General features: G+C 57.2%; 21 protein-coding genes and 1 other RNA gene. 16 read left to right on the top strand and 6 right to left on the bottom strand.

Features of this window, described 5'->3' with window-relative positions; translation table 11 throughout:
- Positions 1-139: 139 nt before the first annotated feature.
- Positions 140-1,375, top strand: a complete 1,236-nt coding sequence (gene sstT, locus V2S86_RS18845) for a serine/threonine transporter SstT (protein WP_330763689.1) — start codon at positions 140-142, stop codon at positions 1,373-1,375.
- A 4-nt stretch (positions 1,376-1,379) separates the two neighbouring features.
- Here sstT and V2S86_RS18850 read toward each other — a convergent pair whose 3' ends face one another.
- From V2S86_RS18850 to uxaC, 3 genes are all read right to left on the bottom strand, one after another.
- The gene (locus V2S86_RS18850) at positions 1,380-1,937 is read right to left on the bottom strand and encodes a YgjV family protein (RefSeq protein ID WP_311994679.1); all 558 of its coding nucleotides are present in this window, start codon (positions 1,935-1,937) and stop codon (positions 1,380-1,382) included.
- A 74-nt stretch (positions 1,938-2,011) separates the two neighbouring features.
- Positions 2,012-3,502, bottom strand: a complete 1,491-nt coding sequence (locus V2S86_RS18855) for a UxaA family hydrolase (protein WP_330763690.1) — start codon at positions 3,500-3,502, stop codon at positions 2,012-2,014.
- Between the two features lie 20 nt (positions 3,503-3,522).
- Positions 3,523-4,935: a glucuronate isomerase gene (gene uxaC, locus V2S86_RS18860; RefSeq protein ID WP_330763691.1), complete on the bottom strand. Its 1,413-nt coding sequence runs from the start codon at positions 4,933-4,935 to the stop codon at positions 3,523-3,525.
- 385 nt (positions 4,936-5,320) lie between these two features.
- On the opposite strand from uxaC, the gene V2S86_RS18865 reads away from it, so the two are divergent.
- The 11 genes from V2S86_RS18865 (at position 5,321) to V2S86_RS18915 (ending at position 12,825) form a co-directional block, all read left to right on the top strand.
- On the top strand, positions 5,321-6,619 hold the full coding sequence (locus tag V2S86_RS18865) for an MFS transporter (protein ID WP_330763692.1): 1,299 nt from the start codon (positions 5,321-5,323) through the stop codon (positions 6,617-6,619).
- Between the two features lie 111 nt (positions 6,620-6,730).
- On the top strand, positions 6,731-7,507 hold the full coding sequence (gene exuR / locus V2S86_RS18870) for a transcriptional regulator ExuR (protein WP_006320504.1): 777 nt from the start codon (positions 6,731-6,733) through the stop codon (positions 7,505-7,507).
- Between the two features lie 187 nt (positions 7,508-7,694).
- Positions 7,695-8,141, top strand: coding sequence for a hypothetical protein (locus V2S86_RS18875; protein ID WP_330763693.1), 447 nt, complete (start codon positions 7,695-7,697; stop codon positions 8,139-8,141).
- A gap of 140 nt (positions 8,142-8,281) precedes the next feature.
- Positions 8,282-8,962, top strand: coding sequence for a DedA family protein (locus V2S86_RS18880; protein WP_004948426.1), 681 nt, complete (start codon positions 8,282-8,284; stop codon positions 8,960-8,962).
- A complete protein-coding gene (gene mzrA, locus V2S86_RS18885; RefSeq protein ID WP_006320501.1) occupies positions 8,962-9,333 on the top strand; it encodes an EnvZ/OmpR regulon moderator MzrA in 372 nt (123 codons plus the stop codon). The genes V2S86_RS18880 and mzrA overlap by 1 nt, the downstream gene beginning before the upstream one ends.
- 212 nt (positions 9,334-9,545) lie before the next feature.
- Complete coding sequence (locus tag V2S86_RS18890) at positions 9,546-9,917, top strand: DUF1090 domain-containing protein (protein ID WP_330763694.1); 372 nt, start codon at positions 9,546-9,548, stop codon at positions 9,915-9,917.
- Positions 9,918-10,080: 163 nt separating this feature from the next.
- Positions 10,081-10,386 carry a DUF883 family protein gene (locus tag V2S86_RS18895; RefSeq protein ID WP_004948431.1) on the top strand — a complete coding sequence of 102 codons (306 nt, stop codon included), beginning with the start codon at positions 10,081-10,083 and terminating at the stop codon, positions 10,384-10,386.
- A 2-nt stretch (positions 10,387-10,388) separates the two neighbouring features.
- The gene (locus tag V2S86_RS18900; protein WP_330763695.1) at positions 10,389-10,790 is read left to right on the top strand and encodes a phage holin family protein; all 402 of its coding nucleotides are present in this window, start codon (positions 10,389-10,391) and stop codon (positions 10,788-10,790) included.
- Positions 10,787-11,074, top strand: a complete 288-nt coding sequence (locus tag V2S86_RS18905) for a YqjK-like family protein (RefSeq protein ID WP_330763696.1) — start codon at positions 10,787-10,789, stop codon at positions 11,072-11,074. The genes V2S86_RS18900 and V2S86_RS18905 overlap by 4 nt, the downstream gene beginning before the upstream one ends.
- Before the next feature lie 296 nt (positions 11,075-11,370).
- Positions 11,371-11,766, top strand: a complete 396-nt coding sequence (locus tag V2S86_RS18910; protein WP_311994793.1) for a DoxX family protein — start codon at positions 11,371-11,373, stop codon at positions 11,764-11,766.
- A gap of 72 nt (positions 11,767-11,838) precedes the next feature.
- On the top strand, positions 11,839-12,825 hold the full coding sequence (locus tag V2S86_RS18915) for a glutathione S-transferase family protein (protein WP_330763697.1): 987 nt from the start codon (positions 11,839-11,841) through the stop codon (positions 12,823-12,825).
- A gap of 97 nt (positions 12,826-12,922) precedes the next feature.
- Here the strand turns inward: V2S86_RS18915 and V2S86_RS18920 are convergent, their stop codons facing one another.
- On the bottom strand, positions 12,923-13,828 hold the full coding sequence (locus tag V2S86_RS18920) for a LysR family transcriptional regulator (RefSeq protein ID WP_065506632.1): 906 nt from the start codon (positions 13,826-13,828) through the stop codon (positions 12,923-12,925).
- Positions 13,829-13,935: 107 nt separating this feature from the next.
- Here V2S86_RS18920 and V2S86_RS18925 point away from each other — a divergent pair, with 107 nt between their 5' ends.
- On the top strand, positions 13,936-14,637 hold the full coding sequence (locus tag V2S86_RS18925; protein ID WP_330763698.1) for a pirin family protein: 702 nt from the start codon (positions 13,936-13,938) through the stop codon (positions 14,635-14,637).
- A gap of 84 nt (positions 14,638-14,721) precedes the next feature.
- Here the strand turns inward: V2S86_RS18925 and rnpB are convergent.
- Together rnpB and rsmI are read right to left on the bottom strand one after the other, a co-directional pair.
- An RNA gene (gene rnpB / locus V2S86_RS18930) (RNase P RNA component class A) lies at positions 14,722-15,100 on the bottom strand.
- Positions 15,101-15,141: 41 nt separating this feature from the next.
- Positions 15,142-16,005 carry a 16S rRNA (cytidine(1402)-2'-O)-methyltransferase gene (gene rsmI, locus V2S86_RS18935; protein WP_065506634.1) on the bottom strand — a complete coding sequence of 288 codons (864 nt, stop codon included), beginning with the start codon at positions 16,003-16,005 and terminating at the stop codon, positions 15,142-15,144.
- Positions 16,006-16,067: 62 nt separating this feature from the next.
- Between rsmI and V2S86_RS18940 the strand changes: the two genes are divergently transcribed.
- The 3 genes from V2S86_RS18940 to diaA are packed head-to-tail and all read left to right on the top strand — an operon-like array spanning position 16,068 to position 19,090.
- A complete protein-coding gene (locus tag V2S86_RS18940) occupies positions 16,068-18,098 on the top strand; it encodes a penicillin-binding protein activator (RefSeq protein ID WP_330763699.1) in 2,031 nt (676 codons plus the stop codon).
- A complete protein-coding gene (locus tag V2S86_RS18945; RefSeq protein WP_193395162.1) occupies positions 18,095-18,448 on the top strand; it encodes a YraN family protein in 354 nt (117 codons plus the stop codon). The genes V2S86_RS18940 and V2S86_RS18945 overlap by 4 nt, the downstream gene beginning before the upstream one ends.
- Positions 18,449-18,499: 51 nt before the next feature.
- Complete coding sequence (diaA, locus tag V2S86_RS18950) at positions 18,500-19,090, top strand: DnaA initiator-associating protein DiaA (protein ID WP_020831820.1); 591 nt, start codon at positions 18,500-18,502, stop codon at positions 19,088-19,090.

Here is a 19,090-nt window from a genome sequence, read left to right on the forward strand (position 1 = left end):
CTCCCCTTTCCAACCCCCTTTGTTTACTGAATACTGGTTTGGCAAACATACTTAGTTACAGATAGAAATAAAAATTGCCCGGCAGCGTTCCTGTCGAGGCAGTCAGTCTGTGCGCAACCTCACCGGGAAGAAAAGCATTATGCAAAAACTGTTAAAACGGATCACACAGGGCAGCCTGGTTAAGCAAATTATGGTCGGCCTGGTGGCCGGTATTATCGTAGCGCTGGTCTCACCGGCGACAGCCACCGCCGTCGGGCTGCTTGGCGCGCTGTTCGTCGGCGCGTTAAAGGCCGTGGCGCCGCTGTTGGTTCTGGTTCTGGTCATGGCCTCGATCGCCAACCACAAGCACGGGCAGAAAACCAACATTCGCCCGATCCTGTTCCTCTATCTGCTGGGAACTTTCGCTGCGGCGCTGGTGGCGGTGGTGGTCAGCTTTATGTTCCCGTCCAATCTGGCGCTGGTTACCGGCAATGCGGACATCAACCCGCCGGGCGGCATTATTGAAGTGTTGAAAAGCCTGCTGATGAGCGTGGTTGCCAATCCGTTCCACGCGCTGATTAACGCCAACTATATCGGCATCCTGGCCTGGGCGATTGGCCTGGGGCTGGCGCTGCGCCATGCTTCGGAAACCACCAAATCGCTGATTAACGACATGTCGAACGCGGTAACTCTGGTGGTGCGCGCGGTGATCCGCTGTGCGCCGCTCGGTATCTTCGGCCTGGTGGCTTCGACACTGGCGGAAACCGGCTTCGGCGCGCTGTGGGGCTACGCGCAACTGCTGATGGTGTTGATCGGCTGTATGCTGTTGGTCGCGCTGGTGCTGAACCCGCTGATCGTTTACTGGAAAATCCGCCGCAACCCTTATCCGCTGGTATTCGCCTGCCTGCGTGAAAGCGGCGTGACCGCGTTCTTCACCCGCAGCTCGGCCGCCAACATTCCGGTGAATATGGAGTTGTGCAAGAAGCTGAATCTGAACGAAGACACCTATTCGGTTTCTATCCCGTTGGGCGCAACCATCAATATGGCCGGCGCGGCGATCACCATTACCGTGCTGACGCTGGCAGCGGTGCACACTCTGGGCATTCCGGTTGACGTCCCGACCGCGCTGCTGCTGAGCGTGGTGGCGGCGATCTGCGCCTGCGGCGCTTCCGGCGTGGCCGGCGGTTCGCTGTTGCTGATCCCACTGGCGTGCAACATGTTCGGCATCCCGAACGATGTCGCCATGCAGGTCGTGGCGGTGGGCTTTATCATCGGCGTGTTGCAGGACTCCGCAGAGACCGCACTGAACTCTTCTACCGACGTGCTGTTCACCGCGGCGGCCTGCCAGGCGGAAGATCAACGCCTGGCGGATGAAGACCCGTTGAAGGTACGTTAAGCGGTTAACGATCGTCAGCGAGGCGCCCAATGGGCGCCTTTTTTTCTACCGCAAAAGGATCGATGCCGCGCAGTTGCAGGCGACGAAAACGGATAATGTTGAAGCCGTTCATCAGCAGGAAGCTGCCTTCTATCAGCGAACCCCCTATCGACCCGAGCCAGACGTTATGCGTGACCCAGCAGGCCGTGGAACACCACATCACGCAACGGGTCGTCAGCCCACGCGTGCGAAACAGCGCCCAGGTGCTGATCGACGTACCGAAGATCGGCAGCAGTTCGATGGGATGTTGGAAGTGCGTCAGGCCTATGGTCAGCGTCAAACTGATAAACAGCCACATCACCCACAGGCTGCGAGTGCGCATTGAAACCAGGTTGCGGCAGGCGCTGAGCAACGCGCTGCTGCCGGCGGCGCTCGCCCCCATCAGGAAGAAGTGGATGCCGATAATCAGGCTGTATCCTGATAGTTGCAGCTTGAAACGCTGGTCGTCGCGATTGAAAAAACTGGTGATGCCTACCAGAAAAGCCAGCACGCCCACGGCCTGGGCAAACCAATAAAACGTCATTAGGGGATCCTGAAGCGGGAGATAATAGCGTTAAAAGTGAAACGCTGTTTTATGCTACTCCCGCTGCCGGTGCTTTACAATGTCACCCCGCTTTTAAAAATCGCCAACTCGCGGAAATCGTTCGCTTCGTTGCGCGCCGCTTTGCCATTGGCGATCGCCACGATCAGATCGACAAACTGTTCCAACAGGCGCTCCATCGGCGTGCCGTGGATCAATTGCCCGGCGTCGAAGTCGATCCAGTGCGGTTTTTTCGCCGCCAGTTCGCTGTTGGTCGCCAGTTTTACCGTGGGAACGAAGCCGCCGTAGGGCGTGCCGCGCCCGGTACTGAACAACACCATATGGCAGCCTGCGCCGGCCAGCGCGCTGGTCGCCACCGCATCATTGCCGGGCGCGCTGAGCAGGTTTAGCCCAGGCTGCCGCAGCCGCTCGCCGTATTTGAGCACGTCCACCACCCGGCTCTGCCCGGCTTTCTGCGTGCAACCGAGGGATTTCTCCTCCAGCGTGGTAATACCGCCCGCCTTGTTACCCGGCGAAGGGTTTTCATAAATCGGCTGGTTATGGGCGATAAAGTACTGTTTGAAATCGTTGACCATGCTGACGGTTTTCTCGAAGGTCGCCCGATCGCGACAGCGGCTCATCAGGATCCGTTCTGCGCCAAACATCTCAGGCACCTCGGTCAGCACCGTGGTGCCGCCGTTGGCGATCACATAGTCGGAAAACCGCCCCAACAGCGGGTTGGCGGTGATGCCGGATAGCCCGTCCGATCCGCCGCACTCCAGGCCGAACTTCAACTCGCTCAATTTGCCCGGCTGGCGACGATCGTCGCGCATGACCTGGTACAACTCATGCAGTTGCTCCAGCCCGGCCTCCACCTCATCGTCCTGCTGCTGGCACACCATAAAGCGCACCCGCCGCTCATCCGTCGCCCCCAGCGTGCTGCGGAAAACATCTACCTGATTGTTCTCGCATCCCAGGCCAATCACCAACACCGCGCCGGCATTCGGATGGCGCACCATGTTTTGCAGCATGGTGCGGGTGTTTTCATGATCCTGCCCCAATTGCGAACAGCCGAACGGATGGCTGAACAGGTGTACGCCATCGATCCCCTGCGCATCCTGAGTTTCCTTCAGAAAACGCTGCTGGATCTGCCGGGCAATGCCATTGACGCAGCCGACGGTCGGCACAATCCACAGTTCGTTGCGGATCCCCACCTCGCCGCTGCTACGGCGATAGAGTTGCACTTCACGATCCGCAGCCTGCGGCGGCAGCGCGGGAAATTCCGGTTGGTACTGATAACTGTCCAGATCGCTCAGGTTGGTTTTGGCATTTTGCGAGTGGATGTGCACGCCCGGTTCTATGGCTACCAATGCATGGCCGATCGGCAGCCCGTACTTGATGATCGCCTCGTCGGCTGCGATCGGCTGCAGCGCAAACTTGTGCCCACGCGCCACCGGCTGCGAAAGCCGAATAGTCAGCGATTCCAGCGCCAGCGTTTCGCCGTCGGCCAGATCGCGCAGCGCCACCGCCACATTATCCTGCGAATGAATTTTCACGATGCTTTGCATAAACCAACCTCGGGCAGCGGCTACGCCAGTTCAATGGCGAAATAATTTTTGGCATTGTCGAAGCAGATGTTTTTCACCATCTCGCCGAGCAGCGCGATATCCGCCGGCGCTTCCCCCTCTTCCACCCAGCGCCCCATCATCTGGCAGAGAATGCGGCGGAAATATTCGTGGCGGGTATACGACAAGAAGCTGCGGCTGTCGGTCAGCATGCCGACAAAACGGCTCAGCAGCCCCAGCTGTGCCAGTTGCGTCATCTGGCGTTGCATGCCGTCTTTCTGATCGTTGAACCACCAGCCTGAACCAAACTGCATTTTGCCTGGCGTGCCTTCCCCCTGGAAATTGCCCACCATGGTGCCGATCACTTCGTTATCGCGCGGATTAAGGCAATACAGGATGGTTTTCGGTAATCCTCCCTGCCGGGATTGAGCATCCAGCAAGCGGGAAAGCGGCTCTGCCAGCGGCCGGTCGTTAATGGAGTCGAAACCGATATCCGGGCCAACGCTTGCCAGCATCCGGCTGTTGTTGTTGCGCAATGCCCCGATGTGATACTGCTGTACCCATTCACGGCGTTGATATTCAGCGGCCAGGAACAGCAGCACCGCGCTTTTGAACTGGGCGCTCTGCTCCGGCCCAGGCAGTTTGCCGCTCAGGCGTTGGGCCAGAATGGCGTCCAGCTCGGCTTCGTTCGCTTCGCCATACACCACCACGTCCAGCGCATGGTCAGCCACTTTGCAGCCGTGGGCGGCAAAGTGATCCATGCGTTTTTTCAACGCGTCACACAGCGAGGTGAAGCGGCTGATAGTGATATCCGCTGCCGCCTCCAGCTTTTTCAGGTAATCGTTAAAGCCCGGCGCATCGATATTGAACGCCTTATCCGGCCGCCAGCTTGGCAGCACCTTGATATCGAAACTGTCGTCGGCGGCAATCGCTTTATGGTGGCGCAGATCGTCGATCGGATCGTCAGTGGTGCCGACCATTTTGACCTTCATCTGCTGCATGATGCCGCGCGCTCTGAAATTGTCCTGCGCCAACAGCGCGTTACCGCGGTGCCAGATATCGTCCGCCGTCGTCGGTGAAAGCAGCGTGCCGGTGATGCCGAACGGACGGCGCAGTTCGAGATGGGTCCAGTGATACAGCGGGTTGCCGATGGTATGTGGCACGGTGGCAGCCCAGGCGTCAAATTTCTCGCGGTCGCCGGCATCGCCGGTGCACAGACGTTCGGCCACGCCGTTGGTGCGCATCGCCCGCCACTTGTAGTGATCGCCCTTTAACCAGATGTCATATAAGTTCTTGAAGCGGGTATTCTCGGCGATCTGTTCCGGCGGCAAATGACAGTGGTAGTCAAAGATCGGCTGATCCGCCGCATAGTCATGATACAAACGCCGGGCAAATTCGCTGCCCAACAAGAAATCTTCATTTAAAAACGTCGCCATATCAGGCTCCTCACCTTGCTGGCCGTTCGGCACAGTGTTCAATACGACAAAGTTATCACACCAATTACACGGGCCGTCCAGAAAAATATTACCCCAACCGGCGGGCCATCTCCTTCGAAAAAAGGCGAAAAAAGTACAATTTCGCGGCAAAACACGGCTTGAAACACGTGATTACGAGCAAAATCGTATGGCCAAATTGAATCTCGGCTTTTGTGATATCACTCAACTTTTAAATCTGTATGACAAGTTATTGTCTCGCCACCCCGCCGCTGGTGCGTTGGGAATGCGACGGTGATGGAAAAGCCGGTGCAAAGCAACGAAAAGGAATCACACCCTACACGCCGCCACCTCGGCCGCGCATATTCAAGACTGGGAGATATTTCGGATGCGTAAAATTAAAGGGTTACGCTGGTACATGATTGGACTGGTAACCATCGGCACCGTGCTGGGTTACCTGACCCGCAACGCCATTGCCGTGGCGGCACCGACGCTGGAAGGCACCTTGCATATCACCACGCAGCAGTATTCTTACATCGTCGCCGCTTATTCCGCCTGTTACACCCTGATGCAACCGGTGGCAGGATACGTGCTGGACATCTTGGGCACCAAGGTGGGCTACGCCATGTTCGCCATTCTGTGGGCGCTGTTTTGCATGGCTACCGCGCTGGCTAACAGCTGGGGCGGGCTGGCGCTGGCGCGCGGCGCCGTAGGCATGGCCGAAGCGGCAATGATCCCCGCCGGCCTGAAGGCCAGCAGCGAGTGGTTCCCGGCCAAAGAACGCTCCATCGCCGTGGGGTACTTCAATGTGGGTTCGTCGATCGGCGGGATGATCGCCCCGCCGCTGGTGGTCTGGGCCATCGTCGCCCACAGTTGGGAAATGGCGTTTATCATTACCGGCGTACTGAGCCTGATCTGGGCCATCTGCTGGCTGATCTTCTACAAGCACCCGAAAGATCAGAAGAAACTCAGCCAGCAAGAGCGGGATTACATCCTCGAGGGCCAGGAAGCGCAGCACCAAACCAGCAACGCCAAGAAAATGTCCGCCTGGCAGATCGTACGCAACCGCCAGTTCTGGGGCATCGCGCTGCCGCGTTTTCTGGCAGAACCGGCCTGGGGGACCTTTAATGCCTGGATCCCGTTATTCATGTTCAAAGCCTATGGCTTTAACCTGAAAGAGATCGCCATGTTCGCCTGGATGCCGATGCTGTTCGCCGATCTCGGCTGTATCGTTGGCGGGTATCTGCCGCCGTTTTTCCAGAAACACTTTAAGGTGAACCTGATCGTTTCACGCAAGCTGGTGGTCACGATGGGCGCGGTGCTGATGATTGGCCCCGGTATGATTGGCCTGTTCACCAGCCCCTATGCCGCCATCGCGCTGCTGTGCGTCGGGGGTTTTGCTCACCAGGCGCTGTCCGGCGCGCTGATCACTCTGTCTTCAGACGTATTTGGCCGTAACGAGGTAGCGACCGCCAACGGCCTGACCGGCATGGCGGCCTGGACCGCCAGCACCCTGTTTGCGCTGGTGGTCGGCGCGTTGGCGGATACACTGGGTTTCAGCCCGCTGTTCGCCGCGCTGTCGGTATTCGATATTCTCGGCGCCATCGTTATCTGGACCGTCCTGCAAAACAGGCCGGCCTTGCCGCCCACGGAAGAGGCTCTGCAGCCGGCACCGGCGCGCAGTTAACCCACTGCCCGGCCACGCGCCGGGCACCCTTGCGGCCACTGGCAGCCCTGCCGAATAAGTGGTATAACAAATCTGACAGCCACGCCCCTTCTTACCCTAAGAGCATTCACTATGGAATTCACTGAAACCAGACGCCTGTATCAGCAACTGGCCGCCGAGCTTAAGCAGCGCATTGAAAGTGGCCGCTATCCGGTGGGCGATAAGCTGCCGGCCGAACGCTATATTGCTGAAGAGATGAACGTCAGCCGCACCGTGGTGCGCGAAGCCATCATCATGCTGGAAGTGGAAGGCTACGTTGACGTGCGCAAGGGGTCCGGGATCCACGTGATGTCCAACCAGCAAAAACATCTGGTGGTGCCGGGCGACAGCATTGAATTCGCCACCGCCGGGCCGTTCGAACTGCTGCAGGCGCGCCAGTTGATTGAAAGCAACATCGCCGAATTCGCCGCCACCCAGGTCACCAAGCAAGATATCGTCCAACTGATGGAAATCCAGGAGCATGCACGCAAGGAAGATCGCTTCCGTGATTCGCAATGGGACCTGAAATTCCACGTACAGGTGGCGCTGGCTACGCAAAATACCGCTATGGCCACCATCGTGGAAAAAATGTGGAGCCAGCGGGTGAATAACCCTTACTGGATCAAGCTGCACGAACATATCGACGAGCGATCGATCGCCAGTTGGTGCGACGACCACGATCAAATCCTCAAGGCGTTGATACGTAAAGATCCTTACGCCGCCAAACTGGCGATGTGGCAGCACCTGGAAAACACCAAGCAAATGCTGTTCAACGCCACCAGCGACGATTTCGAATATAACGCCGATCGCTATCTGTTCGCCGAAAACCCGGTGGTGCATCTGGACGGCGTGACCGCCGAAAACAAATAGCGCACGCGGTCAAAAACCGTTGGGTTATGTCAGGTAATGTAAAATCCGCTGAATCGATGCCTGAACCGCCGATTGCCGTGTAGTATTTCACCGGTGGCAACGTAGATTTCCCTGTTGCCAATCGTGCTATTTTGGTAAAGTTAGGCCACTTTTTTTTACCCTTTGCTGCGGGGCGGAACGCGAATACATGCGCTGGTTGTTTGCCATGCTTATTGCTCTTTTTTGCTGGACCGGCTCGGTCTCCGGCCAAAAACTATGCGCGGCGCCCTCCAAAGCAACCCCCACGGCACTGAGCAGCCTGCCATCGCTCGATAACCCGGCGTTGTCCCCTTATGACCAGGTTTATCGGTCTCCGGCAGAGTTACGGCGCAAAGCGCCCGGCAAATTACCGCTGTTGTTGCCGCGTGTGCATTCTTACCCCGGTTCGCTACCAGCCTCCACCCAATTGCAGCCGGTCTATGCATTGGCCGCTGAACTGGGCCATAACGCCAGATTTCCGCGTCAGCACCTATCTGTGCCCACCCGGCTTGTCCAGGCCAACTGGATGCTGCATACCCCGCAGCAGCAAAACAGGCTCGGCGGCTGGAAAGAAAGTAATATGCTTTATCGTGGCACGCTGACTTACCACTCATGACCGGTGTCGCACCGACGAGAACTCACTAAAAAGCAACGCCGTTTCATCGTTATCAGCAGCCAGGATCGCCTACGCGCTTTCAGCCCACTCCTGATCCGCCGCTGAGATAAAGACAAACAATGACGTTTTAGGAACACCGGATGGACATCATTAAAGAACTGTTACATGCCCTATGGCAGCAGGATTTTGAGACGCTGGCGAACCCGTCGCTGGTCTGGACGCTCTACGTCCTGCTGTTTCTGATTTTATTTCTGGAAAACGGCCTGCTGCCGGCGGCATTTTTACCCGGCGACAGCCTGTTGATCCTGGTTGGGGTCCTGATCGCCAAAGGCACCATGAATTTCCCGCTCACCATCCTGATCCTGACCGTCGCCGCCAGCCTGGGGTGCTGGGTCAGTTACATACAGGGCAAATGGCTGGGCAATACGCGAACGGTGCAAGGCTGGCTGTCGCATCTGCCGGCGCACTATCACCAGCGTGCGCACCAATTGTTCCACCGCCACGGGCTTTCCGCTCTGCTGGTCGGTCGTTTTCTGGCATTTGTCCGCACCCTGTTGCCAACCATTGCAGGTCTCTCCGGCCTGAGTAATGCCCGCTTCCAGTTCTTTAACTGGATGAGCGGTCTGCTGTGGGTGGTAATCCTGACGTCACTGGGCTTTGCTTTGGGCAAAACCCCGGTATTCCGCAAATATGAAGACCAACTGATGTTCTGCCTGATGCTGTTGCCGCTGGTGCTGCTGGTCGTCGGGCTGGTGGGATCGCTAATCGTGCTGTGGCGCAAGAAACGCGCCGACAGCCAGAATCAGGGGAAAGGGGCGTGATGGCAAAGCGCCCGCGCTGGCAGTATGTTTTGCTGATTGCACTCGCCCTGTTGGCGCTGGCGACGCTGCTGGTCCCCTGTATGGTGCGCACCGAAAGCGAGCTGCGCATCCGAGCCGGCCAGCAAGGCCTTTCGCTGCCTGACGGTTTTTTTGTCTATCAGCGGCTGGATGAGCGCGGTATTCGTATCAAAAGCATTACCCCCGAAGGTGATGGTCTGGTGATCCGCCTGGATTCACCGGAGCAGCAGTTGTTGGCGCGCGAAGCGCTGCAAACGATTTTACCGCCGGGTTATATCATCGCTCTGAGCGAATCCCCTGTTCCGACCCATTGGGTGCGTGAATTTGCACGCGCCCCACTCAATCTGGGATAATACGCCTTCGAATGAAAGGTTTTCCTTTCGTTTTTACGCCCCGTTCAATTAATCACCAATCACCATCGAACTGCGGCTGATTCTTTGGGGGTCTGCGCGATTCAAGGCTATGCTGAAAGCTAGCTGCGTAGACTCCTGTCGCACTGCTTTTGCAAGCAGTCAGGAAAAGCGGATGCGTACCGATGCATCCCAGTTAACAAGGAACCGATAGCATGAAATTACGCCACTCACTCTTACTGGCCCTCCCGTTATGTGTATTGCCGACCCTGTCGTTTGCCGCCGAAGGCGGGTGTGCGACCAAGGCCCAAAACATTCAACAGCAGATTGATTACGCCACCCAACATGGCAATCATAACCGTATAGCCGGGCTGAAAAAGGCGCTGAGCGAAGTTCAGGCTAACTGTACGGAAGCGGGCCTGCAGGCCGAACGCCAGAAAAAAATCGAAGAGAAACAAAGCAAGGTCGCTGAACGTCAGCAAGAACTGAAAGAAGCTCAGCAAACCGGCAATCTGGATAAAGTCGCCAAGAAACAGAAAAAGCTGACGGAAGCGCAGACCGAACTTGAGCAGGTTCAGGCGGAATAATTTTTTACACCAGCGGATTTATCGCTGAGAGCCGCATCACACGGGATTTTTACTGTATATAGAATGGGTGTCTAGTGATATCAACTACCCATTCACCCTTTGCTCCGGCGAAAAAATCCGCTATGTTGAAAGTCTGTCGAAGTTAACGTTAAGGAATAATCACATGGCACATGATTCAAATGCAGAAAACTTACGCGCTGAACTTAAATCCTTAGCCGATACGCTGGAAGAAGTGCTGAACTCTTCCACCGATAAACCAAAAGCCGAGCTGGAGAAGCTGCGATCCAAAGCCGAAAGCGCCTTGAAAGATACCCGCGTTCGCCTGAGCGACGCCGGGGACAAAATTGCTTCCCAGACCAAGCAAATCGCCGGCCAGGCGGATGATTACGTGCGTGATAATCCGTGGACAGGTATCGGTATCGGCGCTGCGGTTGGCGTGGTGCTGGGCGTTCTGTTAGCGCGCCGCTAATTATGGCAGAACAACCACAAACTCGTGCACAGGGCCCCGCCAAAGGGGTCCTGGATGTCGCTCAGCGCATCATCACCATTCTGGTGAGTATGGTTGAAACCCGGGTACGCCTGGCGGTTGTCGAGCTGGAAGAGGAGAAAGCCAATCTCATTCAGTTGCTGATCATGGCCGGCATGACCCTACTGTTCACCGCATTCGGCCTGATGAGCCTGCTGATCCTGATTTTCTGGGCCATTGACCCTATCTACCGCCTGATGGCGTTAGGTGTCACCACGGGCGTACTGCTGTTCCTGGCCATTTTCGGCGCCATCTGGACGCTGGTCAAAGCACGCCGCTCCACCCTGTTGGGCGCAACGCGCAGACAGCTGGAGATCGACCGTTCCGAGCTGGAGGGCGAAAAATGAATCGCCGTCGCTACCTGGAGTGGAGAAAAGAAAGACTGATTCGGCAGATCCAGCAACAACGGCTGGATCTGGCCGAAAACAAAACCCTGTGGCTGGAAAAAACCGACCGCATCGATCGCGGCTGGCAAACCCTTTTCGGCCTGCGCAGATACCTGGTTGTCGGTTCCAGCGTGATGGCGCTTTACGGTATCCGTCACCCAAGCAAGCTGATCCGCTGGTCACGCCGCGCTTTTGGCATCTTTGGTACTATCCGATTGATCCAGAAAACCTTTTCTTCCAAGTAAATCCCCTGCTTTATTCAACGCTTCCGTCGTTACGCCCGCTTTTTCACAGAAATTCATTCTTTCTGTCGATAAAGGCTGGGCAACTTTCTGATTCCCCATCATTTTGTTAGCAGACTACAGATTCAGTTTTTTTGAAAAAATACGACAGTTTTACTTGCTAACAACTGAATCGCTTCCCGATTAACATTCACTCCATCAAACGCATAACGGGCAGGACAGGGTCAGAGACCCGGAGTACCGCCCGCTGACATGGTAAACGCCAAGACTGGCGAACGAAAATCACTTTGGAGTAGATGATGAAAAAATTAGAAGATGCAGGTTTGCTGGTTGCTCGTATTCTGATGCCAATCCTGTTTATCGTTGCAGGTTACGGCAAAATGGGTGATGCCTATGCCGGCACCCAGCAGTACATGCAATCGATGGGCGTACCTGGCTTCTTGCTGCCGCTGACCATCTTGCTGGAATTTGGTGGCGGCCTGGCGATTTTGTTCGGTTTCCTGACCCGTACCGTGGCGCTGTTCACTGCCGGTTTTACTCTTCTGACCGCTTTGCTGTTCCATACTAACTTTGCGGACGGCGTAAACCAGCTGATGTTCATGAAGAACCTGACCATCGCCGGTGGCTTCATCGTACTGGCGATTGCCGGCCCGGGCGGTTTCAGCATCGACCGTATTCTGAACAAAAAATGGTAAGCTTCTAATACCGACTCAGGGGTCCGGCATGCCGGACCTTCTGCTTTTCACTCGGACACAACGGAGATCATCATGGGACAACTCGTCGATGGCGTTTGGCAAGACATCTGGTATGACACATCGTCCACCGGAGGCCGTTTCAAACGCTCAACCTCCCAGTTCCGCAACTGGGTGACCGCAGACGGCCAACCGGGCGAACACGGCACCGGTGGTTTTAAAGCGGAGAAAGATCGTTATCACCTGTATGTTTCACTCGCCTGTCCTTGGGCGCACCGCACTTTGCTGATGCGCAAGCTGAAAGGGCTGGAGCAAATTATCCCGGTTTCCGTGGTACACCCGCTGATGCTGGAGAACGGCTGGACCTTCGGCCAGGACTTCCCTGAAACGACCGGCGACAGCCTCTATCACTCGGACTTTCTCTATCAGCTTTACCTGCGCGCCGATGAACACTATACCGGCCGCGTAACGGTACCGGTGCTGTGGGACAAACAGCAGCAGACCATCGTCAGCAATGAATCCGCCGATATCATCCGCATGTTCAACAGTGCATTTGACGGCACCGGCGCTCGCGCAGGGGATTATTACCCCAACGACCTGCGCGGCAAAATCGATGAGCTGAACGGTTGGATTTATGACCAGGTGAATAACGGCGTGTACAAGGCCGGGTTCGCTACCAGCCAGGAAGCCTATGACGAAGCGGTGAATGCATTGTTTGACGCGTTGGCGCGGCTGGAGCAGATCCTGGGCCAACACCGTTACCTGGCCGGCGATCGCCTGACCGAGGCCGACCTGCGCCTGTGGACCACGTTGGTGCGCTTCGATCCGGTGTATGTCACCCATTTTAAATGCGATAAACACCGCATCAGCGATTATCTCAACCTGTACGGCTTCCTGCGCGACATCTACCAGATGCCGGGCATCGCCGAAACGGTTAGCCTGCCGCACATCCGCAACCATTATTACCGTAGCCACACCACTATCAATCCGCACGGCATTATTTCCATCGGGCCGGCGCAGGATCTTGACGAGCCGCACGGCCGCGACACACGTTTCAGTTAATCCGCTTTCCTCTTTCTTAGTGGAGGAGGAAACAGTCAACGGCCCGCCGTGCTTGCACGTGCGGGCCGTTGGCGATCAATGGCAGAACGCGGCCCGGTTACTGCCGTTCCTGCTGAGCGAAGAGCCGTGGGATTTCGCGCAGGAACCAGGCTTTCGCCTCCCCCATGCTGTCGCGCCGCCAGGCCATGATGATATCGGCCTCACGGCTGTATTCCGGGCCCACCACCCTCAGTCGCCCTTCTTCAATGTCTTTTTCCACCAGCGGATAAGGCATGGTCGCCACGCCCAGGCCGGCCAGCAGTGCCAGGCGCTTGTCGCCAATGGTGCTGACCGTCAGGCGTTGCTGCTTGTCCAACAGCTGTACGGTCAATACCGGCCGTTCGCGGGCGGTATCCGCCACCGCAATGCCGCGGTATTTTACGCGCGTCAATTCGGACAAGGGTTCCGGCTCCAGATGAATGGGGTGATCCGGTGCTGCGACATACACGCTCATCACTTTGTACAGTTTGCGGGTGTTGATTTCTGACGAGGCACGGAAATGCATGTCCGGCGCGATAACGATATCGGCGCGCCCTTGTTCCAGCCGCTCCCAGGCACCGGCCAGCACTTCGGTGAAGATAGATACCTGGGTATTGGCCTTCAGCGCCAGCTTGTCGACCAGCGGAAACAGTTTGCTCGCCGGCGACAGCGCCTCACTGACGATGGTCAAATGGGTTTCCCAACCGCGCGCCAGCGCTTCGGCATCCGTGGTCAGCTTGTCTGCTGCTTCCAGCAGCACCCGTCCACGCTCCAGCAACATGCGCCCGACGTTGGTGAACTTGGTTCGGTGGCCGGAGCGATCGAACAGCACCACGTCCAATTCTTCTTCCAATTTTTGCATGGTATAGCTGAGCGCCGAAGGCACCCGCCCCAGCTCATCGGCTGCCGCAGCAAAGCTGCCGCGTCGGTCGATCGCATCCATAACCCTTAACGCTTCAAGCGTTAACGCCCGATCTCTGGCCATCGAATCTCTCTGTCAGGAAATTTGAATATGCCGACCAGATTAACTGGCTAACAATCCGGCGTCCAGATGCTTACCATTTGGATAATGAATTTAGAGAGCCGATTGCCATGATTACATGCAGAACAGCACAACAATGCGGGCAAGCTGACTTTGGTTGGCTGCAGGCTCGCTACACCTTTTCTTTTGGACATTATTTCGATCCCAAACTGATGGGCTACGCCTCGTTGCGGGTGCTGAACCAGGAGGTGCTGGCACCGGGTGCGTCATTCCAGCCACGCACCTATCCCAGCGTGGATATCCTGAATCTGATCTTGCAGGGGGAAGCCGAATACCGCGACAACGACGGCAATACCGTGCGCGCCAAGAGCGGTGAAGCCTTGTTGTTAGCCACGCAACCCGGGCTGAGCTACAGCGAACAGAACGTCAGCAGCGATACGCCGCTGACCCGTCTTCAACTGTGGTTGGATGCCTGCCCGGAGCGCAACAACGAGCGAGTACAGCGCCTGACGCTGCCGGTTAACGGCGCGATATTGCTGGCGTCACCGGACGGCGTCCAGGGCAGCCTGCAACTGCGACAGCAGGCGTGGATCCATCATTTGGATTTACAGCCGGGTGAACAGCAGACGTTTGCACTGAACGGACAACGGGCCTACCTGCAGTCGATCCACGGCACCCTTGAAGCCAATGGCGACCGTAACGAAGGCCAACGGTTGACCTGCGGCGACGGGGCGTTTATCCATGAAGAGAACCGCCTGACGATCCGCGCCGAAACGCCGTTGCGCGCGCTGCTGATTGATTTGCCGGTGTGAATCAGGCGGGCGCGGCATGCCGACCCCATTGAGTACAAATTGAAAAAACCCCGCGTAACTTGCGTCACGCGGGGTTTCCTTTATAGAGGGAGTTGACCGGTAAGCCGGGTTCTGTCGTGGACAGTCATTCCTCTAGGCCAGCAATCGCTCACTGGCTCAAGCAGCCTACCCGGGTTCAGTACGGGCCGTACCATGTGAACCCCTATTTGGCCTTGCTCCGGGTGGAGTTTACCGTGCCACGAACTGTTGCCAGCCGCGCGGTGCGCTCTTACCGCACCCTTTCACCCTTACCTGATCCCGCTTGCGCGGGCCATCGGCGGTTTGCTCTCTGTTGCACTAGTCGTAGGCTTGCGCCTCCCAGGCGTTACCTGGCACCCTGCCCTATGGAGCCCGGACTTTCCTCCCCTCCACCTGTCTCCCCCGAAAGGGACGGCAGTGAAGCGGCGACTGTCTGGTCAACTCCGGCGCGGATAGTAGCGTTGCGCTCACGGCAGGTCAACCGCTTTACTGTTCTTGTTGCTCTAACGCGTATTTATACAACGCATTTTTCTTTACGCCGTGGATTTCCGCCGCCAACGCCGCCGCCTTTTTCAGCGGCAATTCTTTTTGCAGCAACGCCAGCGTGCGCAACGCTTCCAGCGGCAATGCGTCATCCTGCGCCTTATGGCCTTCGACGATCAGCACCATTTCGCCACGGCGACGCACTTCGTCTTCCTGCACCCAGGCCAGCAGCTCGCCCACCGGCGCACCCGTAATGGACTCCCAGGTTTTGGTCAGCTCACGCGCCAGCACCACATAGCGCTGCGGCCCCCACACGGTGACCATGTCCTGCAAACTTTCCAGCAACCGGTGGGTCGATTCGTAGAAAATCAATGTGCGCGGTTCCTCTGCCAGCGCCATCAGCGTATCCTTACGCCCCTTGGTTTTCGCCGGCAGGAACCCTTCGTAACAGAAGCGGTCTGAAGCAACACCGGCGGCACAGAGTGCGGTGGTTGCCGCACAGGCGCCCGGCAGAGGTACTACGCGAATGCCGGCTTCGCGGCAACGGCGCACCAGGTGATAACCGGGATCGTTGATCAACGGCGTGCCGGCATCGGAAACCAGCGCAATGCTCTGGCCTTCCTGCAGTTTCGCCAGCAGTTGGTCCGCCTTTTGTTGTTCGTTATGGTCATGCAGTGCAAACAGCCGCGCGCTAATCGCAAAGTGTTGCAACAGCAACCCGGTGTGGCGCGTGTCCTCGGCCGCAATCAGATCAACGCTTTTCAGTACCTCTAACGCGCGGTGGGTAATATCCCCCAAATTGCCGATGGGGGTGGGCACCACATACAGCGTTGATGCAGAAATGACTGATTGTTGGTGTTGATTCATTGTTTCATCCGGGTTGCCGATTTAATATTGAGCATCTTGAAAAAAACATCACTGGATACAGTATGCTTTCCTCAACATTCGTTCGTACCAAAGCAGGGCGTTCAATGCCTGTCCGACTTACCGCAGTTATCGCGGCAGCCCTGTTCCTTGCAGGCTGTCCTGGTCAGGCCCCACAAACGCCGCCCGCCAATATACAGGACGAAGCGAGCGCCAGCTCCGATTACTATCTGAAGCAGTTGCAACAAAGCAGCGATGATAACAAGGCTGACTGGCAATTACTTGCTATTCGCGCGCTGTTACGTGAAGGAAAACTGCCGCAGGCCGGTGAACAACTGAAGCAACTGCCGAAAAACCTCAGCAGCGTTCAGCAGGTTGAACGCCAGTTGTTGACCGCAGAATTGCAGGTGGCGAACAAAAGTTACGTGAGCGCCCGCAGCACGTTGGGCCACCTGGATAGCGGTTCGCTGTCAGCCAATCAATTGGTGCGCTTCTACCAGGCGCAGATCGCCGCCAATCAGGGCAAACCCTCTCTGCCGCTGATTCGCGCCTACGTTGCGCAGGAACCGCTGCTGACCGGCAAGGCTCATCAAACCAATCTGGATCAAACCTGGCTGGCGCTGCTGCAGCTGACGCAGCAGGACATGAACAGTCTGGTGATCAACGCCAATGAAAATGTGTTGCAAGGCTGGCTGGATTTGCTGCGCGTTTATCAAGACAACAAGCAAGATCCCGACCTGCTGAAAGCCGGTATCAAAGATTGGCAAAACCGTTACCCGCAGAACCCGGCGGCGAAAACGTTGCCGGCGCAGCTGAATCAGGTACTGAACTTTACCCAGGCTTCCACGTCCAAAATCGCCCTGCTGCTACCGATGAACGGCCAGGCAAAAGTGTTCGCCGATGCGATCCAACAAGGTTTTGAAGCGGCGAAAAACGGCATGGCCGCGCCTGTACAGGTGCAACAACAGCAATCTGAACCTGCCAACAATCCCGATCAAGCTTCAACCTCTGCGGACGTCAATGCCAACGGTGCGGTAAGCACCTCGGCGCCGTCTGAGGATACTGCCTCCGTGACGGCGGCTCAGCCCTCTACGCCGTCCAATGCGCCGATTACGCCGCCGCAGGCCACCAATGCGCAAATTAAAGTGTATGATACCACCGGCCAACCGCTGGCCGCGATACTGGCGCAGGCGCAGCAGGACGGCGCTACTCTGGTGGTGGGCCCGCTGCTGAAAGAGAACGTCGATCAACTGTCCGGCAGCACCACCACGCTGAACGTGCTGGCACTCAATCAGCCGGGAACGCCGAAAGACAATCCGAACATCTGTTACTTCGCCCTGTCGCCGGAAGACGAAGCACGCGACGCGGCCCGTCACATGTGGGAACAACAAAAGCGCCAGCCACTGCTACTGATCCCGCGCGGTTCGTTCGGCGATCGTATTGCCAAAGCCTTTAACCAGGAGTGGCAAAAACTGGGCGGCCAGACCGTGCTGCAACAAGGCATCGGCTCTGCCGGCGAATTGCGTCAGTCGGTGAACAGCGGTGGCATCCGCATGACAGGTACACCGATTTCCGCAGCGCCGGCTCCGCAGGCCGTAACCATTGCCGGGCTGACCATTCCGGCGCCGCCAAGCGATGTGCCTGCCGAGTCCGGCGGTAACGTGGATGCGGTCTATATCGTAGCGACCCAGTCCCAGCTGACGCTGATCAAACCGATGATCGACATGGCCACCACCTCGCGCAGCAAACCGGCAATGTACGCCAGTTCACGCAGCTATCAGGCCGGTGCCGGCCCGGACTTCCGCCTGGAAATGGAAGGCCTGCAGTTCAGCGATATCCCGCTGTTGGCCGGGGCCAACCCGCAGCTGTTGCAGCAGGCGAGCAGCCGGTTCCGCAACGACTATTCGCTGGTGCGTCTGTACGCCATGGGGATGGATGCCTGGACATTGGCCAATCACTTTGCTGAAATGCGCCAGCTCCCCGGTTTCCAGGTGTCCGGCACCACCGGCATGCTGACCGCCTCACCGAGCTGTGTGATCAACAGGAAACTGCCTTGGCTGCAATACCGTCAGGGAATGGTCGTTCCGGTCTCTTGAGTCAACGCGCCAAGGGGGCGGGCTATGAGTTGCAGGCCCGCCGCTATCTGGAACGCGCCGGGCTCACCTTCTTCGCCGCCAACGTTACGCTGCGCGGCGGTGAGCTCGATCTCATCATGCGCGATGGCCAAACCTGGGTGTTTGTTGAAGTCCGCTACCGCCGCAGCGACGCCTTTGGCGGTGCGGCCGCCAGTGTGACTTACCGTAAACAGCAGCGGTTGCTGCATGCCGCCGCCGTTTGGTTGGCGGGGCGCGGAGCCAGTTTTGACACATCGTCTTGCCGTTTTGATGTTTTGGCCATGACCGGTAGCCAGTTAGAATGGATACCCAATGCCTTCAATGCGGATTAATCATGGTTTACCGGTGCAGACCGGCCCTTTGACTTAGTGGATTAATACAACGTGCTGGATAGAATTAAAGCCTGTTTTACCGAAAGCATCCAAACCCAGATTGCGGCGGCGGAAGCCTTGCCCGACGCCATCTCGCGTGCCGCGATGACGCTGGTTCAATCCTTACTTAACGGTAATAAAATTCTGTGCTGCGGCAACGGTACCTCGGCGGCCAACGCGCAGCATTTCGCCGCCAGCATGATCAATCGCTTTGAAACCGAGCGCCCAAGCCTGCCGGCTATTGCCCTGAACGCCGATAACGTGGTGCTGACGGCGATCACCAACGATCGTCTGCACGATGAAGTCTATGCCAAGCAGGTGCGCGCCCTCGGCCATGCCGGCGACGTCTTGCTGGCAATTTCCACCCGCGGCAACAGCCGTGATATTGTGAAAGCGGTCGAAGCCGCAGTGACGCGTGATATGACGATTGTCGCGCTCACCGGTTACGACGGCGGGGAACTGGCCGGTTTGCTCGGCCAACAGGATGTCGAGATCCGTATCCCATCGCATCGCAGTGCTCGCATTCAGGAAATGCATATGCTCACAGTAAATTGCCTATGCGACCTGATAGATAATACGTTGTTTCCCCACCAGGACGATTAA

The sequence above is a fragment of the Serratia sp. C2(1) genome, from assembly GCF_036352655.1.
GTDB lineage: Bacteria > Pseudomonadota > Gammaproteobacteria > Enterobacterales > Enterobacteriaceae > Serratia > Serratia inhibens.